This window comes from Pontibacillus marinus BH030004 = DSM 16465 (assembly GCF_000425225.1).
GTDB lineage: Bacteria > Bacillota > Bacilli > Bacillales > BH030062 > Pontibacillus > Pontibacillus marinus.
The window spans coordinates 1-22,714 of the sequence record NZ_AULJ01000049.1 but is presented as its reverse complement, the minus strand read 5'-3'; the positions used below and the strand labels follow the sequence as shown (position 1 = coordinate 22,714).

Here is a 22,714-nt window from a genome sequence, read left to right as displayed (position 1 = left end):
AATTAATCAAACAGAATTGAAATTGATTTACGTTCATGAACACGCATGATTGCTTCACTAATTAACTGGCCTACAGAAAGCTCTGTAACCTTATCAATGCGTTTCTCATCTTTAAGAGGAATCGTGTTTGTTACAACAAGCTCTTTGATTTTTGAGTTATTAATACGCTCAATAGCAGGCCCCGATAGAACAGGGTGTGTACAGCATGCATATACTTCTTTTGCCCCGTTTTCTACAAGTGCATTGGCTGCTAATGTAATAGTTCCAGCTGTATCAATAATATCATCAATCAAAATAGCTGTCTTACCTTCAATATTACCTACAATATTCATGACTTCCGCAACATTCGGACGTGGTCGTCGTTTGTCAATAATAGCAATCGGAGCTTTTAGGCGGTCTGCCATTTTACGAGCTCTCGTCACACCACCATGGTCTGGTGATACGATTACAACATCGTCAAAGTTCTTTCCTTCAAAGTAATCAGAAAGAAGTGGTACACCAACAAGGTGGTCAATTGGTACATCAAAGAATCCTTGAATTTGAGAAGCGTGGAGGTCTAGCATGATGACTCTTGAAGCTCCTGCGGTCTCTAAAAGGTTCGCCATTAGCTTAGCAGTGATTGGTTCACGAGAACGTGCTTTACGATCCTGACGCGCATAGCCGTAATAAGGCATAACAATGTTAATGGTCTTAGCAGATGCACGCTTCAATGCATCAATCATAATTAAAAGTTCCATGATGTGCTGGTTTACAGGTTCACAAGTTGATTGCACAACATATACATCACAACCACGGATACTTTCTTCAATATTAATTTGGATTTCTCCATCACTAAATGAAGTAACCGTACACTTACCAAGCTCTGTGCCGATGTTTTCTGCAATTTCTTGAGCTAGTGTTGGATTGGAGTTAAGAGAAAACACTTTTAAAGACGGATCTTTGTATTGATTGTTAGCCATTGCGCTAATACCCTCCATTAATCTTTTTTCATATTCTTGAGTTTTTCAACATAACCTTCTTTGTTCGTTTGACGAGAACGAGCAATGGACAATGCGTCTCCTGGCACGTCCTTGGTTATTGTAGAGCCCGCTGCAACATAAGCACCTTTCCCGACATTAACAGGTGCTACTAAATTCGAATTGCATCCGATAAACGCTTCATCTTCAATCGTCGTAAGATGTTTATTTTGACCATCATAATTTACTGTGATCGTTCCACAGCCAATGTTAACACCTTCGCCTACTTTAGCATCACCAATATAACTTAAGTGAGATGCTTTACTTCCTTTACCAAAGGAAGCTTTCTTAATTTCTACAAAATTACCAACCTTAACATCATCGCCTAATTCAGAAGCCGGTCGAATGTGAGCATACGGCCCGATATTAACGCCATGACCAATATAACTTTCATGTGCCACACTTTGTTTGATAACTGTATTTTGCCCAATCGTACAATTTTTAATTTCAGAATGAGGACCCACTTCTACACCTGTAGCAATCGTGGTATTTCCCTCAATTACACTCCCTGGATAAATAACAGCATCTTGTTCAATTTGCACATCTAATCCAATATAAGTATGACTAGGATCAATGATGGTTACACCATTTCTCATATGATACTCATTAATTCGACGTTTCATAGCCTGTTCGGCGCGAGATAAGGCAACGCGGTCATTAACACCTAACGTTTCTTCAAAACGGTCTGTTTGGTAGGCTGCAATCTTTTCACTTTGGCTTTTTAGAATTTCGATCACGTCTGGGAGATAATATTCTCCTTGAGAATTATCATTTGATACATGCTTTAACGTTTCGAATAAAGCTTTATTATCAAAACAGAACACACCTGTATTGATCTCTTGAATCTTTTGAACCTCTTCTGATGCATCTTTTTGCTCTACAATACGAGCAACATTGCCATCTTCAGTTCTCACAATTCGACCGTAACCTGTAGGGTCTTCTGCATGTGCTGTAAGAAGTGTGGCTTTAGAACCTTCTTCTTCGTGATAAGTAATGAGAGACTCAAGTGTATCTTTGGTTAATAGTGGCGTGTCACCACATACTACAAGGGTTATTCCTTCTTGTTGCTCCAGAATGCTATCAGCCTGTTGAACAGCATGGCCTGTACCGAGCTGTTCTTCTTGGATCACGAATCGGCTGTCGTCCCCGATTTGATCTTGAACAGTCTCTGCACCATGACCAACAATGGTAATAATTTCATTTAGCTGTAAAGGCTTTAATTGATCTATAACATGTTGAACCATTGGCTTGCCGCATACAGGGTGTAACACTTTGTATAAAGAGGATTTCATACGTGTCCCCTGACCAGCAGCCAACACAACTGCATAACGATTACCCATTAACAAACCACCATCCTTTTATCATCTACGAATATATCTTAAAAACGCCATTATTTCAACTGTTAGAGCAAAAGCGTAATCGCCCGTTTAGCAACGAAGGAAGTCCATTCGTTGCTGGGTGCTGGAGCTGGATGTGGCTACGCTCTAACAAAAAAAGGAGCCTAACCCGTCAGATTAGACTCCCCCCTATTGTCTTCAGTGAGTATTAAGAAGCACCTGCTTCTTCATATTCAACTTCCAATTCCCCTGCGCGGTGATATTCTTCTAGTACAGCATCTTGGATTTTTCCACGTGTACCAGAATTGATCGGATGCGCAATGTCGCGAAACTCTCCATCAGGAGTACGTTTGCTTGGCATAGCAACAAACAAACCGTTGTTACCATCGATTACTCGAATGTCATGAACAACGAATTCCTGGTCTAACGTAATAGAAGCAATTGCTCGCATTCGTCCTTCAGTATTAACGCGTCGCAGTCTAACGTCAGTTACTTCCATTATGTCTCACCACCTTTTCCCTATAAGAACTTATTACCAATATTCAACAAAGTTACATGAATTCCTCCCTACTTTTTAAAAAAAATTATTCTTTTCTAATTTTTTGCACTTTCCTCCCTACTATTTGAAGAACCTGATGCAAGTCTTTACTATCACCATAGCCCTTTTTATATATGAATTATCATAAAACAAATAAAATTATTGGATAAATATTTTTTTAATAAAACAATAAAAATCTCCCCACAAAAAAATAGCTTTTATCTAAAAAGATAAAAGCTATCTCACTAAAATACATTTTATTGTTCAAAAAGATTTCCACGATGAACTTCAATTTTACGATTCTTAATATCGACATTATTAATTTGAAGTAGAGAGACATAATCATCTACGACACGATCTTCATCCTCGTCTTCAGCTTCTGCCAAGACACCAATACCCGCAACATTTGCTTCAAATTCTTCTAAAAGGCTTTTCATACCATTAATCGTGCCTCCAGCTTTCATAAAGTCATCAACGATAAGCACATTTGCCCCTTGTTTGAGGCTTCTCTTAGATAGAACCATGGTTTGAATTTTTCTTGATGATCCAGAAACGTAATTAATGCTTACTGTAGATCCTTCTGTAACTTTCGGATCTCGACGTACGATCACAACCGGCACATTTAAATAAGACGCCACAGCATATGCTAATGGTATACCTTTAGTCGCCACGGTTACAACAGCATCGATCGTGCTATCAGAAAAGTGTGTTGCAAATAACCGACCGATATTACGTACAGTTTGAGGATCCCCCAACAAATCACTCATAAATAAGTAACCTCCTGGCAACAATCGCTCAGGATCCTCCAATTTTGTAGCCAACTGATCGATAAACAGTTCACTTTTTTCTTTAGAATTGCGCGGTATATATTTCACGCCGCCAGCAGCCCCTGGAATCGTTTGAAGATACCCTATTCCTTGTTGTTGGAACATTTGATTGATGATCGTTAAATCTTCACTAATTGAAGATTTAGCGGATTCATACTCATTCGTAAAAAAGGGCAATGACACAAGTTGTTGAGGGTGTTCTATTAGATAGTTGGTCATTGCGACCAATCGTTCACTTCTTTTCATACATACACCTCTAAATCCGAATAATATGCAATAAATATAACAGTTTTATACGGATTTAATCAAGTGCATGTCGGTTTCCAAGCATTCGAATTACATATACTTCTTCACAAAATCCTCGTAACCCATTATAAATACGATGTGCTCGTGATTCTTGTTGCACTAAACCAAATACCGTTGGACCGCTTCCACTCATTAGTACAGCATCTGCACCAAATTCTTTCATGTGATTTTTGATTTGTCCTACTTCTGCATGAAGTTGACTCGTTACCGGCTCAAGCACATTACCTATTCGGGCGCACATCTCATTGTAATCTCCGTCTTCCAATGCTTGAATCATTTTTTGTGTATCAGGGTGCTGTACATCATTTAGGTTCAAATTTTGATAAATCGCTTGTGTTGATACACCAATAGAAGGTTTAGCTAAAACTACCCAGCAAGGAGGAGGTGTAGGAAGCTCTCTAATCTGCTCTCCTCTACCTGTAGCCAAAGCAGTACCTCCATATACACAAAAAGCCACATCTGACCCAATTTGTGTTCCTAATTCAGCCAATTGTTCTGCCGTTAGCTCTAAATCCCATAAACGATTTAAACCTCGCAAAACAGCTGCAGCATCACTACTTCCCCCCGCTAAACCAGCAGCCACAGGAATTTGTTTCTCAATAAAAATTTCGACACCTTCACGTATCTGATATGTATTTTTCACAAGTTGAGCTGCTTGATAGGCAAGGTTACGCTGATCATTTGGAACAAATCGATTCTCAGATACAATACGAATTTCATCCTCACGCAAAGGACTTAATTCAATTCGATCAGATAAATCAACCGTCGTCATGACCATCTCAACTTCATGGTACTCATCCGGACGCTTATATAATACATCGAGAGCTAAATTAATTTTGGCCGGAGCCTTTTCTAATAATCGCATCTCATCACCTGCTCTTTTCAGCTTATATCAACAAATTGTACCATATATTTTGATCTATAAGGATGGTTTGTTCAAAAATCATAATCTTAAGGGAAACTTGCCAATCGGCAAGCATTTTAAACTGAGATGCAAACAGAGGCGTGGATCTTTATGTGTAAAAAAAGGGACAGACCCTTTTTTTAAGATCTGCCCCGTGTCATTTGCTCCTGAGCGATTTGAATGGCACGCTTTGTAATATTACCTGCATCACGTGCTGTTATACCGCCCCAACCTTCTTTTTGCACCGTGTCGTAAAAACCTAACTCCTTAGCGATTTCCTCTTTAAAATGATCAGACATAACTCCTCTACGTCTACCCAAAGGAAAACAGCTCCCTTCTATATAGATTTTACGACACGCTTAGTATGTGTTAACTTCTTTTAATAAAATCGATCTTAATAATGGAATTTTAGCAAAAACATTGAATTATAAAGGGTTCAGTATCTAAAGAAAACTTGCCGTTTGGCAAGCCTTTTAAGGTGTAGACAGAAAGGCTTAGTTGTATTTATACTTCATTCTTTCAAAATTTTCACTACGTTGAATTGCTTCTAAGTTAAAATTTTTCACTTTCTTAACATGTAAGTAAAAAGCAGTAAACCTCAGTTTACTGCTCCCCTAACGCCAAATTGCTTAATCCTTCACTAAAACTAAGCTCTACAGTTTCAGTTAAGACATCTGCATAGCTGTATGAAACTCGCTCAAATGCATTTTGCTCCTGATCAAGTTCAACAATAAAAACAGATGGATACGTTTCAGCTAGAACACCGCTACGCTCAATGGTCTTTCGGCGACCACCATTTGCTTTTAATGTTAACCGCTTACCGATTTGCCCATCTAAAGACTGCTTAATTTCTGATAACGTTTTTGCCACTACACTCCACCTCACTACTTATACTTTAACACAAGCTATATTCCAAAGTCAAATAAATCTTTATATTATAGCAATATATGATAGGTATTGCAATGAAATACGTATAATTTTTTCGTCTTATTTGTATTCTCTCTAAAAAATGAAAATTTATGTAAAACTATTTGAGGGAAATTGTGATGTAGTTGCGAGAGACACTATAATATGAACTCATAAATTTTATTTGCTTATATATAAAAAACTCGCCCCCTTCTACAATAATTTGGGACGAGTTTCTTCAGTATCCTGGTGAGGTTGTTCGTGATATTCTTCTGACTGATAAGGCATTCCTGTTCTCATTAAACCTCGAGTTTCCACACCACCAAGCCCTTTTTCACCTGTTAAAGTATTCCGAATAACATCCCATACGTTGACTTTTTCCATAAAGGATGTGTATCCGATTTTAGCAACAATATAAACAGGATCTAATGCGTGAATGTTAATTCGAGATGGCGAACTAGCGAAATTAGCACCTGCACGTATTAGAGATTCAAAATGGGATTGGCAAGCGCCTGCAAAAATGACCATTTGATCAAGGTGTGGCACCTTGCGTCTCGCCTCTCTCACCGTTTCGGCAAAAAACTTGGAATGTCTATAAGCACGTAAGTCACCTTTATCCCCTTTATTCTTTGAAAAGGAATCATGTCCCGTGATCACAATAATATCAGGGCTTACTTTATCGATTAGCTCACCAATTTGATGAGGCATTTCTTTTTCATTCATGTGAACTCCATGAACCTGTAGTCCAAGCTGCTCATATAAATCAATACATTTCTTTAAATACAATCGATCTCCATCTAAATGTAAGACACGTGATGGCAGTTGAAAATAGGGAGCTTCATGCTGATAGCCAGAGGAAGCCTCGTAATCACGTTTTTGACGCATTAGTTGATAATCCTGCCGGAAAAGTCGATAAGAATACTCCTCCTGCTCCTTGGCCTTTTGCTTTCTTCTCTTTAATTCCTCTTTTTGAACAACCTTTAAGTCTTCAATTGGAGCATCGGCCTCTAATCGAATATCTTCACCATATAAAATCACACGTGACCCCTGAATATCTTGAACCCGAAATAAAAGGTCATGATTATAGGAGGAACGTGTTACGATATCACCTTTGTTTACCATGAAAGCCTGCCTCCTCACACAGTTACCACTTCTTTCATAGCCTATGTGAGAAGTTATAGTTTGTGCCTATAGCTTTCTATAAAACACATTTGCTAACGTAGCGAATTCCTCCATTGATAAGGATTCACCTCTGCGTTTTTCATCAATCTCTGCTTCATCAAGTGACTGGCGAATTGAATCTTTATCAAAACGATCTTTAAAATGACGAGAAAGGTTGTTCATAATTGTCTTTCGTCTTTGACCGAAAGATGCTCGTACTAGATCAAAAAAGAAAGGCTCGTTTTCCACCTGAACGGGTGGTTGTTCGCGCATTGTTAATCGTAAAACAGAGGAGCCTACATTTGGTTGAGGCATAAACACTGTCTTCGGCACGTCCATAACTACCTTCGCTTCTGTATAATATTGAATCGCTATCGATAGCGATCCATAGCTTTTATTATTAGGAGCTGCAGCAATTCGCTCAGCTACCTCTTTTTGAATCATTACGGTAATACTTTCAATAGGCAACCGAGCCATTAGTAAATTCATAATAATGGGGGTGGTAATGTAATAAGGTAAGTTTGCAACTACATGAACGGGTTGACCTTCATGAAAATAATCTTGTATCACTTCAGACACATTCGCCTTGAGAATATCTTGATGAACAATCCGGACATTATCATAATCACTTAATGTATCATCTAAGATTGGGAGGAGTCGCTGATCAATTTCAAAAGCAAGAACTTGATCTGCTTTACGAGCTAGTTGTTCTGTTAGCGCACCAATTCCAGGTCCAATCTCAATCGCTCCACTCTCAGCTGTCACACCAGCATGCTCTACAATATTGGATAAAGTATTTACATCTATTAAAAAGTTCTGACCTAAGCTCTTCTTAAAAGAGAATCCGTACTTCTCTAAAATCTCTCTGGTCCGTTTTGGCGTTGCAATTGCTTTTGTATCACTCATTTTATTTTCCTTCCTCATTCAGAATTTCTTCCATGGCATCTACAAACTCTTCTCGCGTGATTTGGAACATGGTTAATCGTTTGTAAAGCTGTTTGCCGTTTGTATAGCCAATCTTCAGCCTTTCGCCTAATTGTTCCCTAAGTGCCTTAGAGGTTGCTCCTCCAACAAGACCATACTCCACAAGATCCTCTTGCGTAATGTCACTGTTCTCAATCTCCGACATACTATATACATGGGATAAAGCTTCTCGAATAGCTTCTGGAGAGGCATGCTCCACTCCGAGTCCTTTATCATGTTTCGCCTTGGCTTCATGCCTTGGCATAAAGGCATGCTTACATCCTGGTACCGCTTGGGAAACAATATTACGAATCCGTTGTCCTGGGTGATCTGGGTCTGTAAAAATGATCACACCCCGCTTTTCTTGGGCGTGTCTTATTCGAACTAATGTATCTTCATTCACGGCTGATCCATTTGTTTCTAGCGTATCCGCTTCAACCGATCGTTTTACATTCTGTGTATCATCTTTGCCTTCAACGACAATGATTTCTCTAATTTTCAAATTATGTCCTCCAAAACTGTTATCTATGATTAGTTATACCACGTTCGTGACATAAAATAAAACGATCTTTGCAATCAAATCTAAGGTTTAAGACTGCCTGTACAAGTGGAAATAGATCACAAAATACAAAAGAAAAAGCAGAGGATTATCCCCCTGCTTAATCACCTAATACTTTAACTTGAACTTTTCTGCGACCGAAGCTTAATGCATCAGCTCTGGAAGGAACGAATAAGTCAATACGATTTCCTTGGATCGCTGACCCTGTATCTCCAGCAATTGCATAACCATAGCCTTCAACCCAGACGCGAGATCCTAATGGAATTACGCTCGGATCAACGGCGATTACCTTACGATTTGGATTAGCACGAAGATTTATACCTGTACGTGTAATCCCACTACAACCATCACAAAAAGCTGTATAAGCTGTAGCTTCCATATAAAGCGTCTTTTGAACACTATCATTATTATTACGGGATACATTTTGTTGAATGACTTTCGTACCTACCGCTACAATTTTCTGTTTACTTTCTTTCGCAGTTTCTTCTTTTACAAGCTTACGGTCGACTTCTTCACCGTTCTTAAGTGTAACTTCGTAATGTTTAACAACTTTTCCTTCTTCACCGTTTTGAACAACCTTTTTGTTGCCCTTTGGCATGGAGCTGTCTTTACGCGTTACAACAGCATAGTCTACTTGTTCTTCCACGACATCGGTTACTTTCTCGATGCGTGTAATGGTGACAGAAGCTTGTTCCTTAGAAAGCTTAGCCTTTTTGTCTCGCTTAAGTTTATCAAGCTCTCCAAGGCTTATTTCTTGTTGTTTCAAGAATTCTTCAACCGTATTGGCTGTTGTCCATACTTTCTTTTCTTCCCCACCGTCATTTAGCGCCACTTGGAAGGCCTTTTGAACTTCAATGTTCATTCCTGCTTCGATACTTGCCTTATCTTTGTGTGACACTTTGTCACGTTCACTGATTTTTATCTCTTTATCATCAATGAATTGTTTAACGGTTTTTGCTGTAGTGTAGTACTGCTTTTCTTGATCATCAATCGTTACCGTTACTGGTTTAGCAGATTGATAGTCTATTTTCATTCCTGTAGTTATTGGATCTTCGAGTTGGTGTGATAATTTATCGTGAGTTTGAACATTAATTTTAAGACTTTCTAACAGTTCCCCAACTGTGTCTGCATGTGTTCGAACAGATTTTGTCTCTTTCTCTGTTTGAACCTTTACTTCAGCTTTAGTAGCTTCGTACGTTAAGCTTCCAAGTAAGGCAAAAAATACAATAGCACTAGCGATCAACACAACTAATCTTTTCATGCTTCTGCCTCCTTTTTCATACGCAGTGTATTATAACCACTGCGTAATCAGCCTGTCAACAAGTAAACGTTACCATTGGAAAAAACGTCCAATTGATAGACTTGACTCCTTTTACCAATATAACCATATCTAAAGAAATATAATACGGAAAAATAATGACAAAATCCGATAAAAGCGTAAGCACCCGATTAGGGAAGCACATACTTCGCGCTGGGTGCTTACGCTAGATGTGACCACATTTGTGACCACAACCGACAAGATATTGCATCATTTTTCCGCATTCTATTACATCGTTTATTTACTGGTCAAGCTTAAACAATTTAAACGCATTCTCTGTTGTCTTTTGTCCAACTTCCTCAAGAGAAAGTCCTTTAATTTCAGCTACTTTTTCAGCTACTAATTTTACATAAGCGGGTTCATTACGTGTTCCTCGATTAGGATGAGGTGCAAGAAACGGACAATCCGTTTCTACAAGCATATGCTCTAACGAAATGGCTTCTGCTACTTCTTTTGGCTTTTTAGCATTTTTGAACGTAACTGGGCCACCAAGTGAGATATAGAAGTTCATCTTCACACATTCCTCAGCGATTTCAACAGAACCACTGTAGCAATGCATAATACCGCCTACCTCTTCTGCATTTTCTTCTTTTAGTACATCGACGATATCTTGTGTGGCTTCACGATTGTGAATAATGATCGGCATCTGAACTTTTTTCGCTAAGCGGATCTGCTTACGAAAAACCTCTTTTTGCACATCCTCAGGAGATTTGTCCCAATGGTAATCCAGCCCCATTTCACCTATTGCTACAACTTTGGGATGGGAACTTAATTCTTCAATCCACTCTAAATCGGATTCTTCCATATCAATCGCATCTACTGGGTGCCACCCAACTGCAGCGTAGATATTGTCATGTGACTCTGCAATTTCAATAGCTAATGGTATCGTCTCACGATCAAAACCGACGACAACCATGTAATCGACTCCCGCTTCCTTTGCGCGTTTGATGACTTCTTCACGATCTTCATCGAATTGTCTTGCATTTAAGTGAACATGCGTATCAAAAAGCATAATTAGTACGATCTCCTTTGCGATATCTTCTCGCTATATTGTAACACTTAACCATAGGCTATCCCAAAAATATGGGTTAAAGAGTGGGGAGCTGTCGATAACAAGACCCTTCTTATTCCTTAATAGCCCCCGTTTGTTGAAGACTTGGAATCGAGATAAGTTGAGAGGAGTCCGTTGCTGGAAAAAGAGTAAGGGGTTCAGTGAAACGGCAAGCCTCCTGTGGAAGACCAGCCGAGCTTCCTCGTTCGCAAGCTCTCTGCGGGATCTCGTCAGCCCTTTGCTACCACTGGAGTTTGCCATTTCCCTCACCCCTTTGCTTTTATGGAATTTAACGGACCCATGTCTGAGATTGTTTTATCTCTTGCTTTAGGAAACTGTATTTTAGCTCTACATATAAGGCCTTAGATCACTTTGAACCATGGGAAATTTAACCACACATTCTAAACAGAATACCTTACGATCGCTGCGGTTCCGTTAGTCATCATTCGGCTTAGGTGGGCTGTGGAACGGGTTGACTCCTCCGGTAGAAAGGGCGAGCGAGATCCCGCAGGAACGAAGTGACGAGGAAGCTCGATCGGTCTTCCGGGGAAAGCAACCCGTTCCACAGCCCACCGCACTCCGCAAAAGCAACGGAACCTCTCCGCTCCAGCTTATTCAAGAATACTGCCATTTCGTATAACTTAATAAACACTAAATACAAAAAAGAGAAGCTCCTCTAAGAAGCTCCTCCTTCGTTAATTATTTTACTTTCGTACCATTCGGTAGGTTCTGATCGATGTTGGCTAACGCAAGGTTTCCTTCATCATCTTCACCAGCTAAGACCATTCCCTGAGAAAGCTCGCCACGGAGTTTGACAGGTTTAAGGTTTGTTACACAAATGACTTTCTTTCCTACAAGGTCTTCTGGCTTATAGTGCTGCGCAATGCCTGATACCACTTGTCGCTTTTCTGAACCAAGGTCCAATTGAAGACGTAAGAGTTTATCCGCTTTTGGATGCTTGTCTGCTTCGGCTACTTCAGCAACACGCATATCCACTTTCATAAAGTCATCAATCGCGATTTCTTCTGATTGATCTTCAGCAGGTTTCTCTTCTTCTTCCTCTTCTTTTGGTGCATTTTTCGTCATCATATTTTTAATCGCTTGAGTTTCATCTTCTACATCTAAACGAGGGAAGATTGGCTGCCCTTTTTGTACCTTCGTACCTTCTGGAATAAGACCAACCGTATTCATGCTCTCCCAGCTTGTTAATGCCTCTTCATTTATACCAAGCTGTTCAAAGATGCGCTGAGGTGTTTCGGTTAAGAACGGCTGTAGCATAATACCGATATGACGTAACGATTCAGCTAGATGGGCCATCACATTACCAAGACGCTCTTTCTGATTTTCATCTTTTGCAAGAATCCAAGGTTGTGTTTCATCAATATATTTGTTTGTACGACTTACGAACTGCCAAAGCGTAGATAACGCAACAGAGAATTCCATGTTATCCATAGCCGCTTCTAACTTTTCACGTGTTTCCACAGCAAAGGTTTCTAGGTTTTCATCGTATTGATCTTCGCTAGCACGGAATGCCGGGATCTCTCCACCAAAGTACTTTGTCACCATGGCAACTGTACGGTTTAACAAATTACCTAGATCATTAGCCAGGTCATAGTTTGTACGCTCCACAAAACCTTCTGGTGTGAAGACACCGTCAGAACCAAATGGAACTTCACGTAATAGGTAATAACGAAGAGCATCAAGTCCATACGTATCAATTAGATCTACAGGGTCTACAACATTCCCTTTAGATTTAGACATTTTTCCGTCTTTCATTAGGATCCAACCATGGGCAAAGACCTGCTTTGGTAATGGCAGATCAAGCGCCATTAACATAATTGGCCAATAGATCGTGTGGAAACGAACAATTTCTTTTCCTACAAGCTGAACATCAGCTGGCCAGTATTTCTGGTAACGTTCGTCATTTTCTGTACCGTAACCTAGTGCAGTAATATAGTTACTTAATGCATCGATCCAAACATAAATAACGTGCTTCGGATCACCAGGAACTTGTACTCCCCAATCAAATGTTGTACGGGATACAGCTAAATCTTCCAGACCTGGTTTAATGAAGTTATTAATCATTTCATTCTTACGACTTTCCGGTTGAATGAAGGAAGGATTATTTTCATAAAACTCTAGAAGTTGATCGACATATTTGCTCATCTTAAAGAAATAAGATTCTTCTTTCACTTTCTCAACGGGACCACCACAGTCGGGGCAATGTCCATTATCGAGCTGTCGCTCAGTAAAGAAGGATTCACATGGAGTACAGTACCATCCTTCGTACTCATCCAAGTAAATATCGCCTTTTTCGACTAAATAAGAAAAAATCTGCTCGACAATCTTCTCATGACGTGGCTGCGTAGTTCGTATAAAATCATCATAAGAGATGTCTAATTTTTTCCAAAGTTGTTGGATGCCATCGACAATTTCATCGACATAGGCTTGAGGTGTCACACCTTTTTCATCTGCTTTACGTTGAATTTTTTGGCCATGCTCATCTGTACCTGTTAAGTACATGACGTCATAACCTTGCAAGCGTTTATAGCGAGCCATCGCATCACCAGCGACAGTTGTGTAAGCATGCCCTATGTGTAGGTTTCCGCTTGGGTAATAAATGGGGGTGGTAATATAAAACGTATTCTTTTCTTCAGGCATGGGGATCCCTCCTTATAGTATGTATCAAAAGAAAAAGCCAAATGTCGTCTCGAGCATTCGACCATTCTGTCTATATCTTTTTGAGAGAAAAATTGTCGACAAAAAATCAAACAAATTCAAAAAGTAGCATAGTTCTATTTTATCGATTTATAAGCATTATTTCCATCTCTAACAAAAAACTATACAAAAACCTGTTTTATAGTGTCAAGAAAAGGGGCAACAAATTCACCATGTCACCTCACAACATCTTAAAACGAAGCACTAAAAGATACTAAGCACCTTTCTATTCTTATACTAAAATGAAGTTTGTCGACAAAAATGTAAGGGAACCCCTATAAAAGTCGAATTTTGTCGAATAGTATCAACAAGAGAATGATTCCTATTCTTTGAAAAAGTTAGGCGACTCTATACCTAAATTAGGAGGAAAAATCCTAATTTAATAGGCTTATTCCTATTAAACTGTCATTTTTTTGTTTAGAATGGGAAATAAAAGAATTGACAGCCACTGGAATGATTGGTACTATATGAGGTATAGAATGTCGAATCATGACGAATAAAGAGAAAAAATATTTGAGTGAGAGGAGTTACAATTTATGAAATCTACAGGAATTGTACGTAAGGTTGACGAACTAGGACGAGTGGTGATTCCAATCGAATTACGCCGTACTCTAGGAATTAATGAAAAGGATGCTCTAGAAATCTATGTAGACGATGATCAAATCGTTCTTAAGAAGTACAAGCCTAACATGACTTGCCATGTTACTGGTGAAGTATCCGACCAAAATATGAGCCTAGCAAATGGTAATCTTGTTCTTAGCCCAGAAGGTGCTAAAGAGTTAATGAACGAGATCCAAAACAGCCTAAACAAAGCAGAAAAATAAAAAGAGATAAAAGAGACGACAAAACCCTCGCTAATTAGCGAGGGTTTTATTTTTTGTTCTAGGAAATTATAAAATTTGTGACTTGTGTGTACTTCTTAACTAGAGCAGGGCTAAGTCAAGCTCCAGCGCCCAGCATCGAATGGAATTCATTCGTTGCTAAACAGGCGCTTGTGCTTTTGTTATTATTAAGTATGATACGCTTGATAGACTTCTCTTTTAGGCATTTTTCGGTCCTTTGCCACCTGTTTAATCGCATCTTTAGAGGATTGTCCTTCATCTACATAATGTTCGACATGCTCCGTTAATGAAAAAGCAGCCCACCACAATTCTTCACCTTGTGGTTCACTTTCTTCATTACCTTCTACAATGATACAGAACTCTCCACGGATTTCATTTTGTTGGGCCCATTCCACAATCTCCTCTGCACTACCACGTACATATTCTTCATATTTCTTCGTAAGCTCACGAGCTAATGCTACCTGCCTATTTCCCATTACTTCATGAATGCTCTTTACAACTTCCTTAAGACGATGAGGAGATTCATAAAAAATTAACGTCGAGGTCATGCGATACAATGCCTCTAACTCTTCTTTTCGTTCTTTTTTCTTGCGGGGTAAAAACCCGTAAAAATAAAATCGGTCTGTATTTAACCCTGAGCCAACTAATGCACAAAGTGCTGCATTTGCACCTGGGAGAACAATAACATGTATTCCTTCTTGGATGGCACGATTCACAAGTTCGAACCCTGGGTCTGAAACACCTGGCATTCCTGCATCACTTACAACCGCTAGCGTTTTACCGGATTGGATCTCCTCAATTAAATAACTTTCCTTGTCCAATTTGTTGTGCTCATGATAACTCACTAATGGCGTATGAAGTTCAAAATGACTCATCAACTTCTTCGTTTGACGGGTATCTTCAGCGGCAATCATATCCGCATTTTCTAACGTTTTTAACGCTCTATACGTTATATCCTCTAAATTCCCGATAGGTGTAGGCACTATATAGAGCTCCCCTATATCTTGACTTTGGTTTTGATAGCTTTTCTGGATATTCATTTCGAATCCACCTTTTCTTGATATGAGGAAATCATCTGCTCTTTATAAGGACGAGTAAGTTGCTTTATCCGATATTCCTCTTGCATCGCCTCTTCCTTCGTTAAGAAAGCTTGTTGATAGACGACTTCAAAAGGACCTCTTCCTCTAGTATATTTCGCCCCTTTCCCTTGTTCATGCATGCGAAGTCTTCGATCAAAATCATTCGTGTAACCTGTGTAGAGAGATCCATCTTTACATTTAAGGATATACACCATATGATTAGCTTCCATACAGAACCTCCTTCATTTCCTCAGAATATTCGCCGTTCTGTTTATGAATATAAAATGGAGGAAGGATGTTCAGGTCAGGCTTACCATCACGTGCTCCTTCAATTAATAGCATATTCGCATCTCGTCCTTCTTTAGGGTAAACGAATTGGATACGCTTCGGTTCCAAACGATACGTTCGAAAAAGTGTCATCAAGTCAACCAGGCGATCCGGGCGATGTACGATCGCAACTTTCCCACCAGATTTCGCAAGCTTACTACAAGATTGAACGACATCCTCCAATGAACAATAAATTTCATGACGAGCAATAGCTAAATGTTCATTTATATTTTTTTTATCGTCTGCTGGAGTTTTAAAGTAAGGAGGATTACAGGTTACTACATCAAATTTGTTATTGCCATAATAAGATGGCATATCCTTTAAATCTCCATGAAGCATTGAAATCTGTTCACTAAGATCATTTAGTTCCACATTTCGCCTGGCCATATCATATAATCGTTCTTGAATTTCTACCCCAGTAATATGAGCATTCGAACGACGGGATAAAAATAATGGAATGACTCCATTTCCTGTACAGAGATCTAATATTTTTCCTCTCTTAATCGGTACGTATGCAAATTTTGCTAGCAAAACTGCATCAAGCGAAAAGGCAAATACATTCGAACTTTGAATAACTTGCATATCTTCCTCTGCTAACAAATAGTCAATTCGTTCATCATCATATAATTTAACCACTATTCTGTGTCACCTCAAAACCTATAAATAAAGCCTTCCCTATAAAATAAGGAAAGGCTGACGTTACGATCATTTCTTTTTATTGAGAAACGAGAGGCAAAACAAGCAATCTTCATCCCTAGGACTCCCAAAATGGAGGTTACAAATATGAAAACCTTCCTCGTATAACCGAGCTAAGTTATCATACCCTTCCCCTACTAATGTTCCCTTTGCTTCTGATTGTTCGGACGTACCTTTTTGTTGCTCTTGCCCGTTTTCGAGACGTTGTCTTAAATGGTGGTTCTCAACCGATAAATGCTGATTCTCCTCTAACAATTCACCTAAATGTTTTTTTAAATCACCTAGCTGTTGATAGAGTTGTCCAATTTGTTCTTCCATATGTGTGACTTGTTCATGTACTTGTTTTTTATTCACGTCTTCATCCACCTCATTATTCTGTGGCCTGAGTCGGTAATGCACCTTCCTCAATGAGTTCGTCTAATGTATATTCTAACACGCGGTCTTTATCTGGAATTTCAATTTGAATAACGCGTTCTAAAATGTTTAAACCAACCACTTTTCCAATTCCTTGTGGTGTTTTAACTTCCTCACCCATATCAGGTAAGTCACGTTTAGCCGTTTCATAATCATCATTCTCATATTTTAGACAGCACATTAAGCGTCCACATAAACCTGAAATTTTGGCTGGATTTAAGGATAAGTTCTGATCTTTCGCCATTTTAATGGATACAGGCTCAAAGTCGCCTAAGAAGGTTGAACAACACAGCATACGGCCACATGGACCGATTCCACCTAACATTTTCGCCTCGTCACGAACGCCAATTTGGCGCAATTCAATACGTGTTTTGAACACGGAAGCTAAATCTTTAACAAGATTTCGGAAGTCTACACGACCATCCGCTGTAAAGTAAAAGATTACTTTATTGCGGTCAAATGTGTATTCAACATCTACTAGCTTCATATCTAATTTGTGCTCAGAAATTTTCTTCGCACAAACATCAAATGCTTCCTGGGCATTTTGCTTATTCTCAGAAACCGTTAATTTATCTTTTTCATCCGCTTTACGAATGACTTTTTTGAGTGGCAGGACAATATCCTCTTCTTCTACCTGTTTTTGAGCGATTACCACTTTTCCGAACTCAATGCCTCGTACGGTTTCAACGATGACATAGTCAGAATCCGTTATTTGGTAATCATCTGGGTCAAAATAGTATATCTTTCCTGCCTGCTTGAATCTTACACCAACTACTTCAACCATCGTGATCACCTCTGTATTTGAAGCAAGAGTTGTTCCATCACTAGGGTTGGATGAACATTGGAAAATAATTTCCGTTTTGCCTCTAGAATATGGGTTAAAGCATCACGTGCATGCTGCTTCGACCATTTATAGGAACTAGCCTGAAGCCGTTCCCTTTCTTTAATAAAAACAATCGATGACTCATGACCTACATGTTCATAAACAAGGTCCTTATACCATAGCATAAGCAATTCAAGTCCCATGTTCAATGAATCACGGTCTTTAAAATGAGTCATCCAATGATTATGGATAAACATGAAGGCTTCACTGGGTTTGTCTTGAAGCACTTCAATTAATTGTATCACTAACTTTCGAGCCTTCGCAAACCACTCATCGTTACTCAACTCAATTGCTTCTTCCAAATTATTCGTTATAGCACTCATTAAACGAGCAGATGACTCTGGAATCCCTTCATCAATGAGCTTCTGTGTGAATTGATGAGGATTCAAAGGTTGAAAGGCCATGACCTGACAACGCGAACGAATGGTATCAAGTAGAGACTGCCCATTCTCAGTTAAGAGCATAGCTACTGTTTGGCGACTTGGCTCTTCTAAAAACTTTAAAAGTCGATTGGATGCATTTACAGTCATCGTTTCTGCATCTTCAACAATATATACTTTTTGATTGGATTCCAATCCTGTATAAGTAAATTCTTTTTGAAGGTGAAGAATTTGTTCTTTTTTGATGGACTGTCCTTCAGGTTGTATAACATGAACATCAGGATGATTTCCTGATTCTATTCTGTTACAGTCTTTACAAGAGTGACAAGGCTCAACTCCATCCCGATAGGCACAGAAAAAGCTCTTTGCAAAAAGTAGACTCATCTCCATTTTCCCTGTTCCGCGTGAACCTTGAAACAGATAGGCGTGAGAGATCCGATCTTTCTTTATACTATTCATGAGCATTTTCGTCACATTTGGTTGGATATCTGCCATGCTGGTCCAAGTTTGCATGTATGTCACGACCTTACGTATATAAGTTCACTAATAGTCCTTTAACTTCTCCGATGATTCCTAACACATCAATGGATTTCGTTTCTTGTTGAAGCACAGCATCAGTAAGCTCATTAAGTTTCTCATCCACAGAGCGTACTAATGTTAGCTTACGATTTTCTCCCTCCATACTCCAGCTATGAGACTGTTTTAGATCCATTCCGTATTGTACGGATTCTTCAACAAATGACTTCACAAGCCTTTTGTAGCGAGCTAAATCTTTAAATGAGCGAAAACGAGCAACCTTTTCTCCTTGCTTCGTAATATCAGTCATAAGACGTTTCAGCTCTTCTTCCCGCATCTTATTCGATTGGGTTTGAACTAAAGAGTCAAAGCCTTTTCCATTTGATATGGTCGGTCTAGTATGTTGTTGGGTAGATTCAAGTTGTGAACGCAGTTCCTGACCGATCTTCATCTCGTTATCTTCCTTTCCATCGCCTTATTCATTAAAATTGAAAAAAGGATTCAACAGGTAGGATAAACACCGTAGCTCCACCTACTTCAACTTTAACAGGCTTTGGAATATAGGAGTCAGCGTTACCTCCCATTGGAGAAATAGGTGCGACCATTTGCTCTCGTTGACTACAATTATCTTTGATGATGTTTAACACAGCATCAACGTTGGCATCTTCACAACCAATCATTAAAGTTGTGTTTCCTTCCTTTAAAAAGCCTCCAGAAGTCGAAAGCTTTGTGGTTTTAAAATTTTGATCGGCTAATGCATCAGTTAATCGGTTACTATCCTTATCCTGAATAACAGCAACAACCATTTTCATCGACATGGTCCTCCTCTTAATTGAAAGCCATTTATTTTCTATTATAACAAGAAATCGCTAAGATACGAATGATGGATTATGACCGGGAGTGAATCCATTGCTTCATTCGAGTGGTTACATCCTCTAAAACGTCATCGAATGATTGATCAGCATTCACAACTGAAATACGATCAGGAAACTTTTTAAGCAACTTTTGGTAAGCTTCATATACCGTATGATGAAACTGGAGATTCTCAAGATCAAGTCGATTTTGTTCTCGACCTTTGTTTTGCTCTATGCGTTCCAATCCTCTTTCAGGTGTGATATCAAAAAATAATGTAGTATCAGGCATACAATCTTCGATAGCGAACTTATTGATCTCATAAACTTCATCTATACCTAAACCTCTAGCGTACCCTTGATAAGCAAGACTACTATCTACAAAACGATCACAAAGTACAATTTTTCCTTCATCAAGTGCTGGTAATACCTTTTCAACAAGGTGTTGTCTTCTAGCAGCTGCATAAAGAAGGGCTTCGGTACGCCCATCCATCGCTGTATGGGATGGATCTAATATAATGTGTCTTATTTTCTCAGCAATATCAATCCCACCTGGCTCTCTAGTGGTAAGAACATCATATCCCTCATCCTCCAAATTTTCAGCCAGTTTCTTAAGGATAGAGGACTTTCCTGCCCCTTCTCCACCCTCAAATGTAATAAAAAGACCTTTCACGATGATTCTCCTTTACTCTATATAAATGTAAGTACCCTCTTTTACATTAGACACTTGTGATTGGATGTGAACACCCTTATCCATTAACTGTCGTAATTGTTCTACCTGAAAAGATTGGATCCGCTCTCCTTTCATGATCAGCGGAATCCCTGGTGGATAAGGTATAACTGAACAACTAGCAATTTTCCCTTCCACCTCTGACCATGGAAGAAAAGTTGTTTGCATTCGACTTAATGTTTGGTAAGAGTAGGCGAGCTTTTGATACCTTGGGTGCTCTCCATGTATAACGTCTTGTTCTATTGTAGCATGTGCCTCTAAGTTGGTTGCACTACAATTTGCATAAACGTTTTGTAAACGGGCTTGTAAGGACACAATGCTAAATGTTGGTTCAAGGCCTAATATAAGCAAAATTTGATTGTCCGTGACTAATTCTGGATAGATTCCTTCTTCCTCAAGAAGTTGGGATACAAGTTGGGCATCATAGATTCCCTTCACTTGTAATGTAATTTTAAAAGGATCATCGACTCCAGGTTCAGAAGGAAGTACTTCCCACAAAGGAGAAGATTGAAAAACCTCTCTTATTTCATTTACATACTCAATAGAATTTGCTAATTTCTCTTGAGTAAAGGTAGCTAAATAACATCTCGCTAAATCAAGAGACGCCATAATAGGGTAAGAGGGTGAACTGGATTGAAACATCTGCAAATACGTAGAGATTTTCTGTTTCTCAATTCTATTACTTCCTATATGTAAGTAAGCTCCCATAGTCATTGCAGGCGACATTTTGTGAGCGGACTGCACGACAACGTCAGCACCTAAATGAAGGGATGATGGAGGCAACGGTTCTCCTAAAGAAAAATGTACACCATGTGCTTCATCTATTAATACAGGGACATTTTTATCATGCGCTTGTTCGATCATAGTTGTAAGGTCATACGTTCTCCCATAATAGTCTGGATAAGTTAAGATCAAGCCAGCTGCATCTGGAAATTCTCTCAATGCCTCTTCAACTTGTTTACTTGAAACAGGTCCATATCGGCCTGTCTCTTCCTCAAAAATCGGGTGTAAAAAAACTGGGTGTGCACCAGATAGTTCTAAGGCATGCATAATGGATTTATGACAATTCCGTTGAACCAAAAATGGCTTTCCTTCTTGTTTATTTGCTAGAACCATAGCAAGATTCCCAGAGGTACTACCTCCTACTAAAAAAAAAGAATGTTTGGAACCGAAGTAGTTGGATAGTAAATCTTGAGCTTCTTTAATCGATTCTTCTGGATGGTGTAAATCATCTAACCCTGTTATTTCAGTTAGGTCAATTTCTAAAATATCTCGATAGTGTTTTTCTGCTTTACTAGGGAGGATCGAACCACCTTTGTGACCAGGCACATGAAATGAATATGGTTTCCGTTGACTATGTTGAACTAATGCCTTATATAAAGGGGTCTCATGTTGATTCGGTCGCTCGTACATATCTAAAATTCCTCTTTTCCGATTTCATTTGTTGTTCTATTCTATCATCGTAATAAGAAAATAGGTAGATTTAATACAAGAGATCATTTAAACAAGAAAAAAACCGAACACATCAGCCCGGCTTTATTATCTATGAATATTGTGTTGTTTGATTAATGGTTCTCATTTTTTTTAAAAAGTAATGATATTTTTGTTCACTTGGCTCTGTCTGTATAATCTCTCTCTCACATTCATAGCAAATAAACATGTTATATAAATGAATCCCTTGATCTTTCTCTGTATCACAAATGCCACACATCTTCATTTTATTTTCGCCGTTCATCAATACCACCTCCGTTATAATAGTCTCTCCTAATCTAACGAAAAATATACAATGAATCTTTGAAAAAATTTTTATATCCTGTAATAGATTTTTTATGGAAAGTTGTCTGATTTACGACTCTTTAATTCAGTACACAAAAACCCCAGAAGAACGAATTCTTCTGGGGTTTCAAATGTGCTTGGCGGCGTCCTACTCTTGCGGGGGCGAAACCCCGACTACCATTGGCGCTGAAGAGCTTAACTTCTGTGTTCGGCATGGGAACAGGTGTGACCTCTTCGCCAAAGCCACCAAACCTATGTAGTTGAAGGATATACCTTCAAAACTAGATAAGAGACATCGTAACGTTTTTTCAATAGAGATAGATAAGTCCTCGATCGATTAGTATCAGTCAGCTGCACGTGTCACCACGCTTCCACCTCTGACCTATCAACCTTGTCGTCTACAAGGGATCTTACTCACTTGAAGTGATGGGAAATTTCATCTCGAGGGGGGCTTCATGCTTAGATGCTTTCAGCACTTATCCCGTCCACACGTAGCTACCCAGCTGTGCTCCTGGCGGAACAACTGGTGCACCAGCGGTGTGTCCATCCCGGTCCTCTCGTACTAAGGACAGCTCCTCTCAAATTTCCAACGCCCACGACGGATAGGGACCGAACT

Annotated in this window: 25 protein-coding genes and 2 rRNA genes; 1 reads left to right on the top strand and 26 read right to left on the bottom strand. The window is 39.2% G+C overall.

From position 1 onward, the window contains the following. Positions 1–2 precede the first annotated feature (2 nt). The 13 genes from H514_RS0111845 to metG all read right to left on the bottom strand — a co-directional run bounded on the left by H514_RS0111845 (position 3) and on the right by metG (position 13,547). Positions 3–959 (bottom strand): ribose-phosphate diphosphokinase, encoded by a 957-nt coding sequence (locus H514_RS0111845; protein ID WP_027447157.1) that lies wholly within the window; start codon positions 957–959, stop codon positions 3–5. A gap of 17 nt (positions 960–976) precedes the next feature. Continuing rightward, on the bottom strand, positions 977–2,356 hold the full coding sequence (gene glmU / locus H514_RS0111840; RefSeq protein ID WP_027447156.1) for a bifunctional UDP-N-acetylglucosamine diphosphorylase/glucosamine-1-phosphate N-acetyltransferase GlmU: 1,380 nt from the start codon (positions 2,354–2,356) through the stop codon (positions 977–979). A gap of 205 nt (positions 2,357–2,561) precedes the next feature. After that, positions 2,562–2,852: a septation regulator SpoVG gene (gene spoVG / locus H514_RS0111835; protein WP_027447155.1), complete on the bottom strand. Its 291-nt coding sequence runs from the start codon at positions 2,850–2,852 to the stop codon at positions 2,562–2,564. A 296-nt stretch (positions 2,853–3,148) separates the two neighbouring features. Then, positions 3,149–3,964, bottom strand: a complete 816-nt coding sequence (gene purR, locus H514_RS0111830) for a pur operon repressor (RefSeq protein WP_027447154.1) — start codon at positions 3,962–3,964, stop codon at positions 3,149–3,151. Positions 3,965–4,019: 55 nt separating this feature from the next. Beyond that, positions 4,020–4,889 (bottom strand): 4-(cytidine 5'-diphospho)-2-C-methyl-D-erythritol kinase, encoded by an 870-nt coding sequence (gene ispE, locus H514_RS0111825; protein ID WP_027447153.1) that lies wholly within the window; start codon positions 4,887–4,889, stop codon positions 4,020–4,022. Between the two features lie 179 nt (positions 4,890–5,068). Beyond that, a complete protein-coding gene (locus H514_RS0111820) occupies positions 5,069–5,248 on the bottom strand; it encodes a small, acid-soluble spore protein, alpha/beta type (protein ID WP_027447152.1) in 180 nt (59 codons plus the stop codon). Between the two features lie 283 nt (positions 5,249–5,531). Continuing rightward, a complete protein-coding gene (gene veg / locus H514_RS0111815; RefSeq protein ID WP_027447151.1) occupies positions 5,532–5,798 on the bottom strand; it encodes a biofilm formation stimulator Veg in 267 nt (88 codons plus the stop codon). A gap of 249 nt (positions 5,799–6,047) precedes the next feature. Further along, positions 6,048–6,956 (bottom strand): sporulation peptidase YabG, encoded by a 909-nt coding sequence (gene yabG / locus H514_RS22960; RefSeq protein ID WP_051255123.1) that lies wholly within the window; start codon positions 6,954–6,956, stop codon positions 6,048–6,050. Positions 6,957–7,022: 66 nt separating this feature from the next. Next, entirely contained in the window at positions 7,023–7,901 is an 879-nt protein-coding gene (rsmA, locus tag H514_RS0111805) for a 16S rRNA (adenine(1518)-N(6)/adenine(1519)-N(6))-dimethyltransferase RsmA (RefSeq protein ID WP_027447150.1), read from the bottom strand. 1 nt (position 7,902) lies between these two features. Then, on the bottom strand, positions 7,903–8,460 hold the full coding sequence (rnmV, locus tag H514_RS0111800; protein ID WP_027447149.1) for a ribonuclease M5: 558 nt from the start codon (positions 8,458–8,460) through the stop codon (positions 7,903–7,905). Between the two features lie 157 nt (positions 8,461–8,617). Further along, the gene (locus H514_RS0111795) at positions 8,618–9,778 is read right to left on the bottom strand and encodes a G5 and 3D domain-containing protein (protein WP_027447148.1); all 1,161 of its coding nucleotides are present in this window, start codon (positions 9,776–9,778) and stop codon (positions 8,618–8,620) included. 298 nt (positions 9,779–10,076) lie between these two features. Continuing rightward, positions 10,077–10,847: a TatD family hydrolase gene (locus tag H514_RS0111790; protein WP_027447147.1), complete on the bottom strand. Its 771-nt coding sequence runs from the start codon at positions 10,845–10,847 to the stop codon at positions 10,077–10,079. 738 nt (positions 10,848–11,585) lie between these two features. Beyond that, on the bottom strand, positions 11,586–13,547 hold the full coding sequence (metG, locus tag H514_RS0111780; protein ID WP_027447145.1) for a methionine--tRNA ligase: 1,962 nt from the start codon (positions 13,545–13,547) through the stop codon (positions 11,586–11,588). Between the two features lie 593 nt (positions 13,548–14,140). Between metG and H514_RS0111775 the strand changes: the two genes are divergently transcribed. After that, positions 14,141–14,428: an AbrB/MazE/SpoVT family DNA-binding domain-containing protein gene (locus H514_RS0111775; protein ID WP_027447144.1), complete on the top strand. Its 288-nt coding sequence runs from the start codon at positions 14,141–14,143 to the stop codon at positions 14,426–14,428. A 185-nt stretch (positions 14,429–14,613) separates the two neighbouring features. Here the strand turns inward: H514_RS0111775 and rsmI are convergent, their stop codons facing one another. From rsmI to H514_RS0111710, 13 genes are all read right to left on the bottom strand, one after another. Further along, positions 14,614–15,486, bottom strand: coding sequence for a 16S rRNA (cytidine(1402)-2'-O)-methyltransferase (rsmI, locus tag H514_RS0111770; protein ID WP_027447143.1), 873 nt, complete (start codon positions 15,484–15,486; stop codon positions 14,614–14,616). Continuing rightward, positions 15,483–15,755: a GIY-YIG nuclease family protein gene (locus tag H514_RS0111765; protein WP_027447142.1), complete on the bottom strand. Its 273-nt coding sequence runs from the start codon at positions 15,753–15,755 to the stop codon at positions 15,483–15,485. Before H514_RS0111765 ends, rsmI begins: the two co-directional genes overlap by 4 nt. After that, positions 15,745–16,488: a tRNA1(Val) (adenine(37)-N6)-methyltransferase gene (locus H514_RS0111760; RefSeq protein WP_027447141.1), complete on the bottom strand. Its 744-nt coding sequence runs from the start codon at positions 16,486–16,488 to the stop codon at positions 15,745–15,747. The genes H514_RS0111765 and H514_RS0111760 overlap by 11 nt, the downstream gene beginning before the upstream one ends. Positions 16,489–16,557: 69 nt before the next feature. Next, positions 16,558–16,866, bottom strand: a complete 309-nt coding sequence (gene yabA / locus H514_RS0111755) for a DNA replication initiation control protein YabA (RefSeq protein ID WP_370519786.1) — start codon at positions 16,864–16,866, stop codon at positions 16,558–16,560. Between the two features lie 52 nt (positions 16,867–16,918). Further along, the gene (locus tag H514_RS0111750) at positions 16,919–17,746 is read right to left on the bottom strand and encodes a PSP1 domain-containing protein (RefSeq protein ID WP_027447139.1); all 828 of its coding nucleotides are present in this window, start codon (positions 17,744–17,746) and stop codon (positions 16,919–16,921) included. A gap of 5 nt (positions 17,747–17,751) precedes the next feature. Further along, positions 17,752–18,738, bottom strand: a complete 987-nt coding sequence (gene holB / locus H514_RS0111745) for a DNA polymerase III subunit delta' (RefSeq protein ID WP_027447138.1) — start codon at positions 18,736–18,738, stop codon at positions 17,752–17,754. Positions 18,739–18,751: 13 nt separating this feature from the next. Next, positions 18,752–19,192 carry a YaaR family protein gene (locus tag H514_RS0111740; protein ID WP_027447137.1) on the bottom strand — a complete coding sequence of 147 codons (441 nt, stop codon included), beginning with the start codon at positions 19,190–19,192 and terminating at the stop codon, positions 18,752–18,754. Positions 19,193–19,223: 31 nt separating this feature from the next. Further along, positions 19,224–19,553, bottom strand: coding sequence for a cyclic-di-AMP receptor (locus tag H514_RS0111735; protein WP_027447136.1), 330 nt, complete (start codon positions 19,551–19,553; stop codon positions 19,224–19,226). 76 nt (positions 19,554–19,629) lie between these two features. Then, the gene (gene tmk / locus H514_RS22955) at positions 19,630–20,265 is read right to left on the bottom strand and encodes a dTMP kinase (protein WP_036843574.1); all 636 of its coding nucleotides are present in this window, start codon (positions 20,263–20,265) and stop codon (positions 19,630–19,632) included. Positions 20,266–20,277: 12 nt separating this feature from the next. Beyond that, the gene (locus tag H514_RS0111725; RefSeq protein ID WP_027447135.1) at positions 20,278–21,735 is read right to left on the bottom strand and encodes an aminotransferase class I/II-fold pyridoxal phosphate-dependent enzyme; all 1,458 of its coding nucleotides are present in this window, start codon (positions 21,733–21,735) and stop codon (positions 20,278–20,280) included. Positions 21,736–21,865: 130 nt separating this feature from the next. Beyond that, a complete protein-coding gene (locus tag H514_RS0111720) occupies positions 21,866–22,057 on the bottom strand; it encodes a sigma factor G inhibitor Gin (protein ID WP_027447134.1) in 192 nt (63 codons plus the stop codon). A gap of 176 nt (positions 22,058–22,233) precedes the next feature. Beyond that, positions 22,234–22,349 (bottom strand): 5S ribosomal RNA (gene rrf / locus H514_RS0111715). 66 nt (positions 22,350–22,415) lie between these two features. Beyond that, positions 22,416–22,714, bottom strand: a 23S ribosomal RNA gene (locus H514_RS0111710); the annotation flags it as partial.

Excerpts from the sequence above, each read along its gene's own strand:
- H514_RS0111845 (WP_027447157.1), bottom strand. The coding sequence starts at position 959 with ATGGCTAACAATCAATACAAAGATCCGTCTTTAAAAGTGTTTTCTCTT.
- glmU (WP_027447156.1), bottom strand. The coding sequence starts at position 2,356 with ATGGGTAATCGTTATGCAGTTGTGTTGGCTGCTGGTCAGGGGACACGT.
- spoVG (WP_027447155.1), bottom strand. The coding sequence starts at position 2,852 with ATGGAAGTAACTGACGTTAGACTGCGACGCGTTAATACTGAAGGACGA.
- purR (WP_027447154.1), bottom strand. The coding sequence starts at position 3,964 with ATGAAAAGAAGTGAACGATTGGTCGCAATGACCAACTATCTAATAGAA.
- ispE (WP_027447153.1), bottom strand. The coding sequence starts at position 4,889 with ATGCGATTATTAGAAAAGGCTCCGGCCAAAATTAATTTAGCTCTCGAT.
- yabG (WP_051255123.1), bottom strand. The coding sequence starts at position 6,956 with ATGGTAAACAAAGGTGATATCGTAACACGTTCCTCCTATAATCATGAC.
- rsmA (WP_027447150.1), bottom strand. The coding sequence starts at position 7,901 with ATGAGTGATACAAAAGCAATTGCAACGCCAAAACGGACCAGAGAGATT.
- H514_RS0111795 (WP_027447148.1), bottom strand. The coding sequence starts at position 9,778 with ATGAAAAGATTAGTTGTGTTGATCGCTAGTGCTATTGTATTTTTTGCC.
- H514_RS0111790 (WP_027447147.1), bottom strand. The coding sequence starts at position 10,847 with ATGCTTTTTGATACGCATGTTCACTTAAATGCAAGACAATTCGATGAA.
- metG (WP_027447145.1), bottom strand. The coding sequence starts at position 13,547 with ATGCCTGAAGAAAAGAATACGTTTTATATTACCACCCCCATTTATTAC.
- H514_RS0111775 (WP_027447144.1), top strand. The coding sequence starts at position 14,141 with ATGAAATCTACAGGAATTGTACGTAAGGTTGACGAACTAGGACGAGTG.
- rsmI (WP_027447143.1), bottom strand. The coding sequence starts at position 15,486 with ATGAATATCCAGAAAAGCTATCAAAACCAAAGTCAAGATATAGGGGAG.
- H514_RS0111765 (WP_027447142.1), bottom strand. The coding sequence starts at position 15,755 with ATGGAAGCTAATCATATGGTGTATATCCTTAAATGTAAAGATGGATCT.
- yabA (WP_370519786.1), bottom strand. The coding sequence starts at position 16,866 with ATGGAAGAACAAATTGGACAACTCTATCAACAGCTAGGTGATTTAAAA.
- H514_RS0111750 (WP_027447139.1), bottom strand. The coding sequence starts at position 17,746 with ATGGTTGAAGTAGTTGGTGTAAGATTCAAGCAGGCAGGAAAGATATAC.
- holB (WP_027447138.1), bottom strand. The coding sequence starts at position 18,738 with ATGCAAACTTGGACCAGCATGGCAGATATCCAACCAAATGTGACGAAA.
- H514_RS0111740 (WP_027447137.1), bottom strand. The coding sequence starts at position 19,192 with ATGAAGATCGGTCAGGAACTGCGTTCACAACTTGAATCTACCCAACAA.
- H514_RS0111735 (WP_027447136.1), bottom strand. The coding sequence starts at position 19,553 with ATGAAAATGGTTGTTGCTGTTATTCAGGATAAGGATAGTAACCGATTA.
- H514_RS0111725 (WP_027447135.1), bottom strand. The coding sequence starts at position 21,735 with ATGTACGAGCGACCGAATCAACATGAGACCCCTTTATATAAGGCATTA.
- H514_RS0111720 (WP_027447134.1), bottom strand. The coding sequence starts at position 22,057 with ATGAACGGCGAAAATAAAATGAAGATGTGTGGCATTTGTGATACAGAG.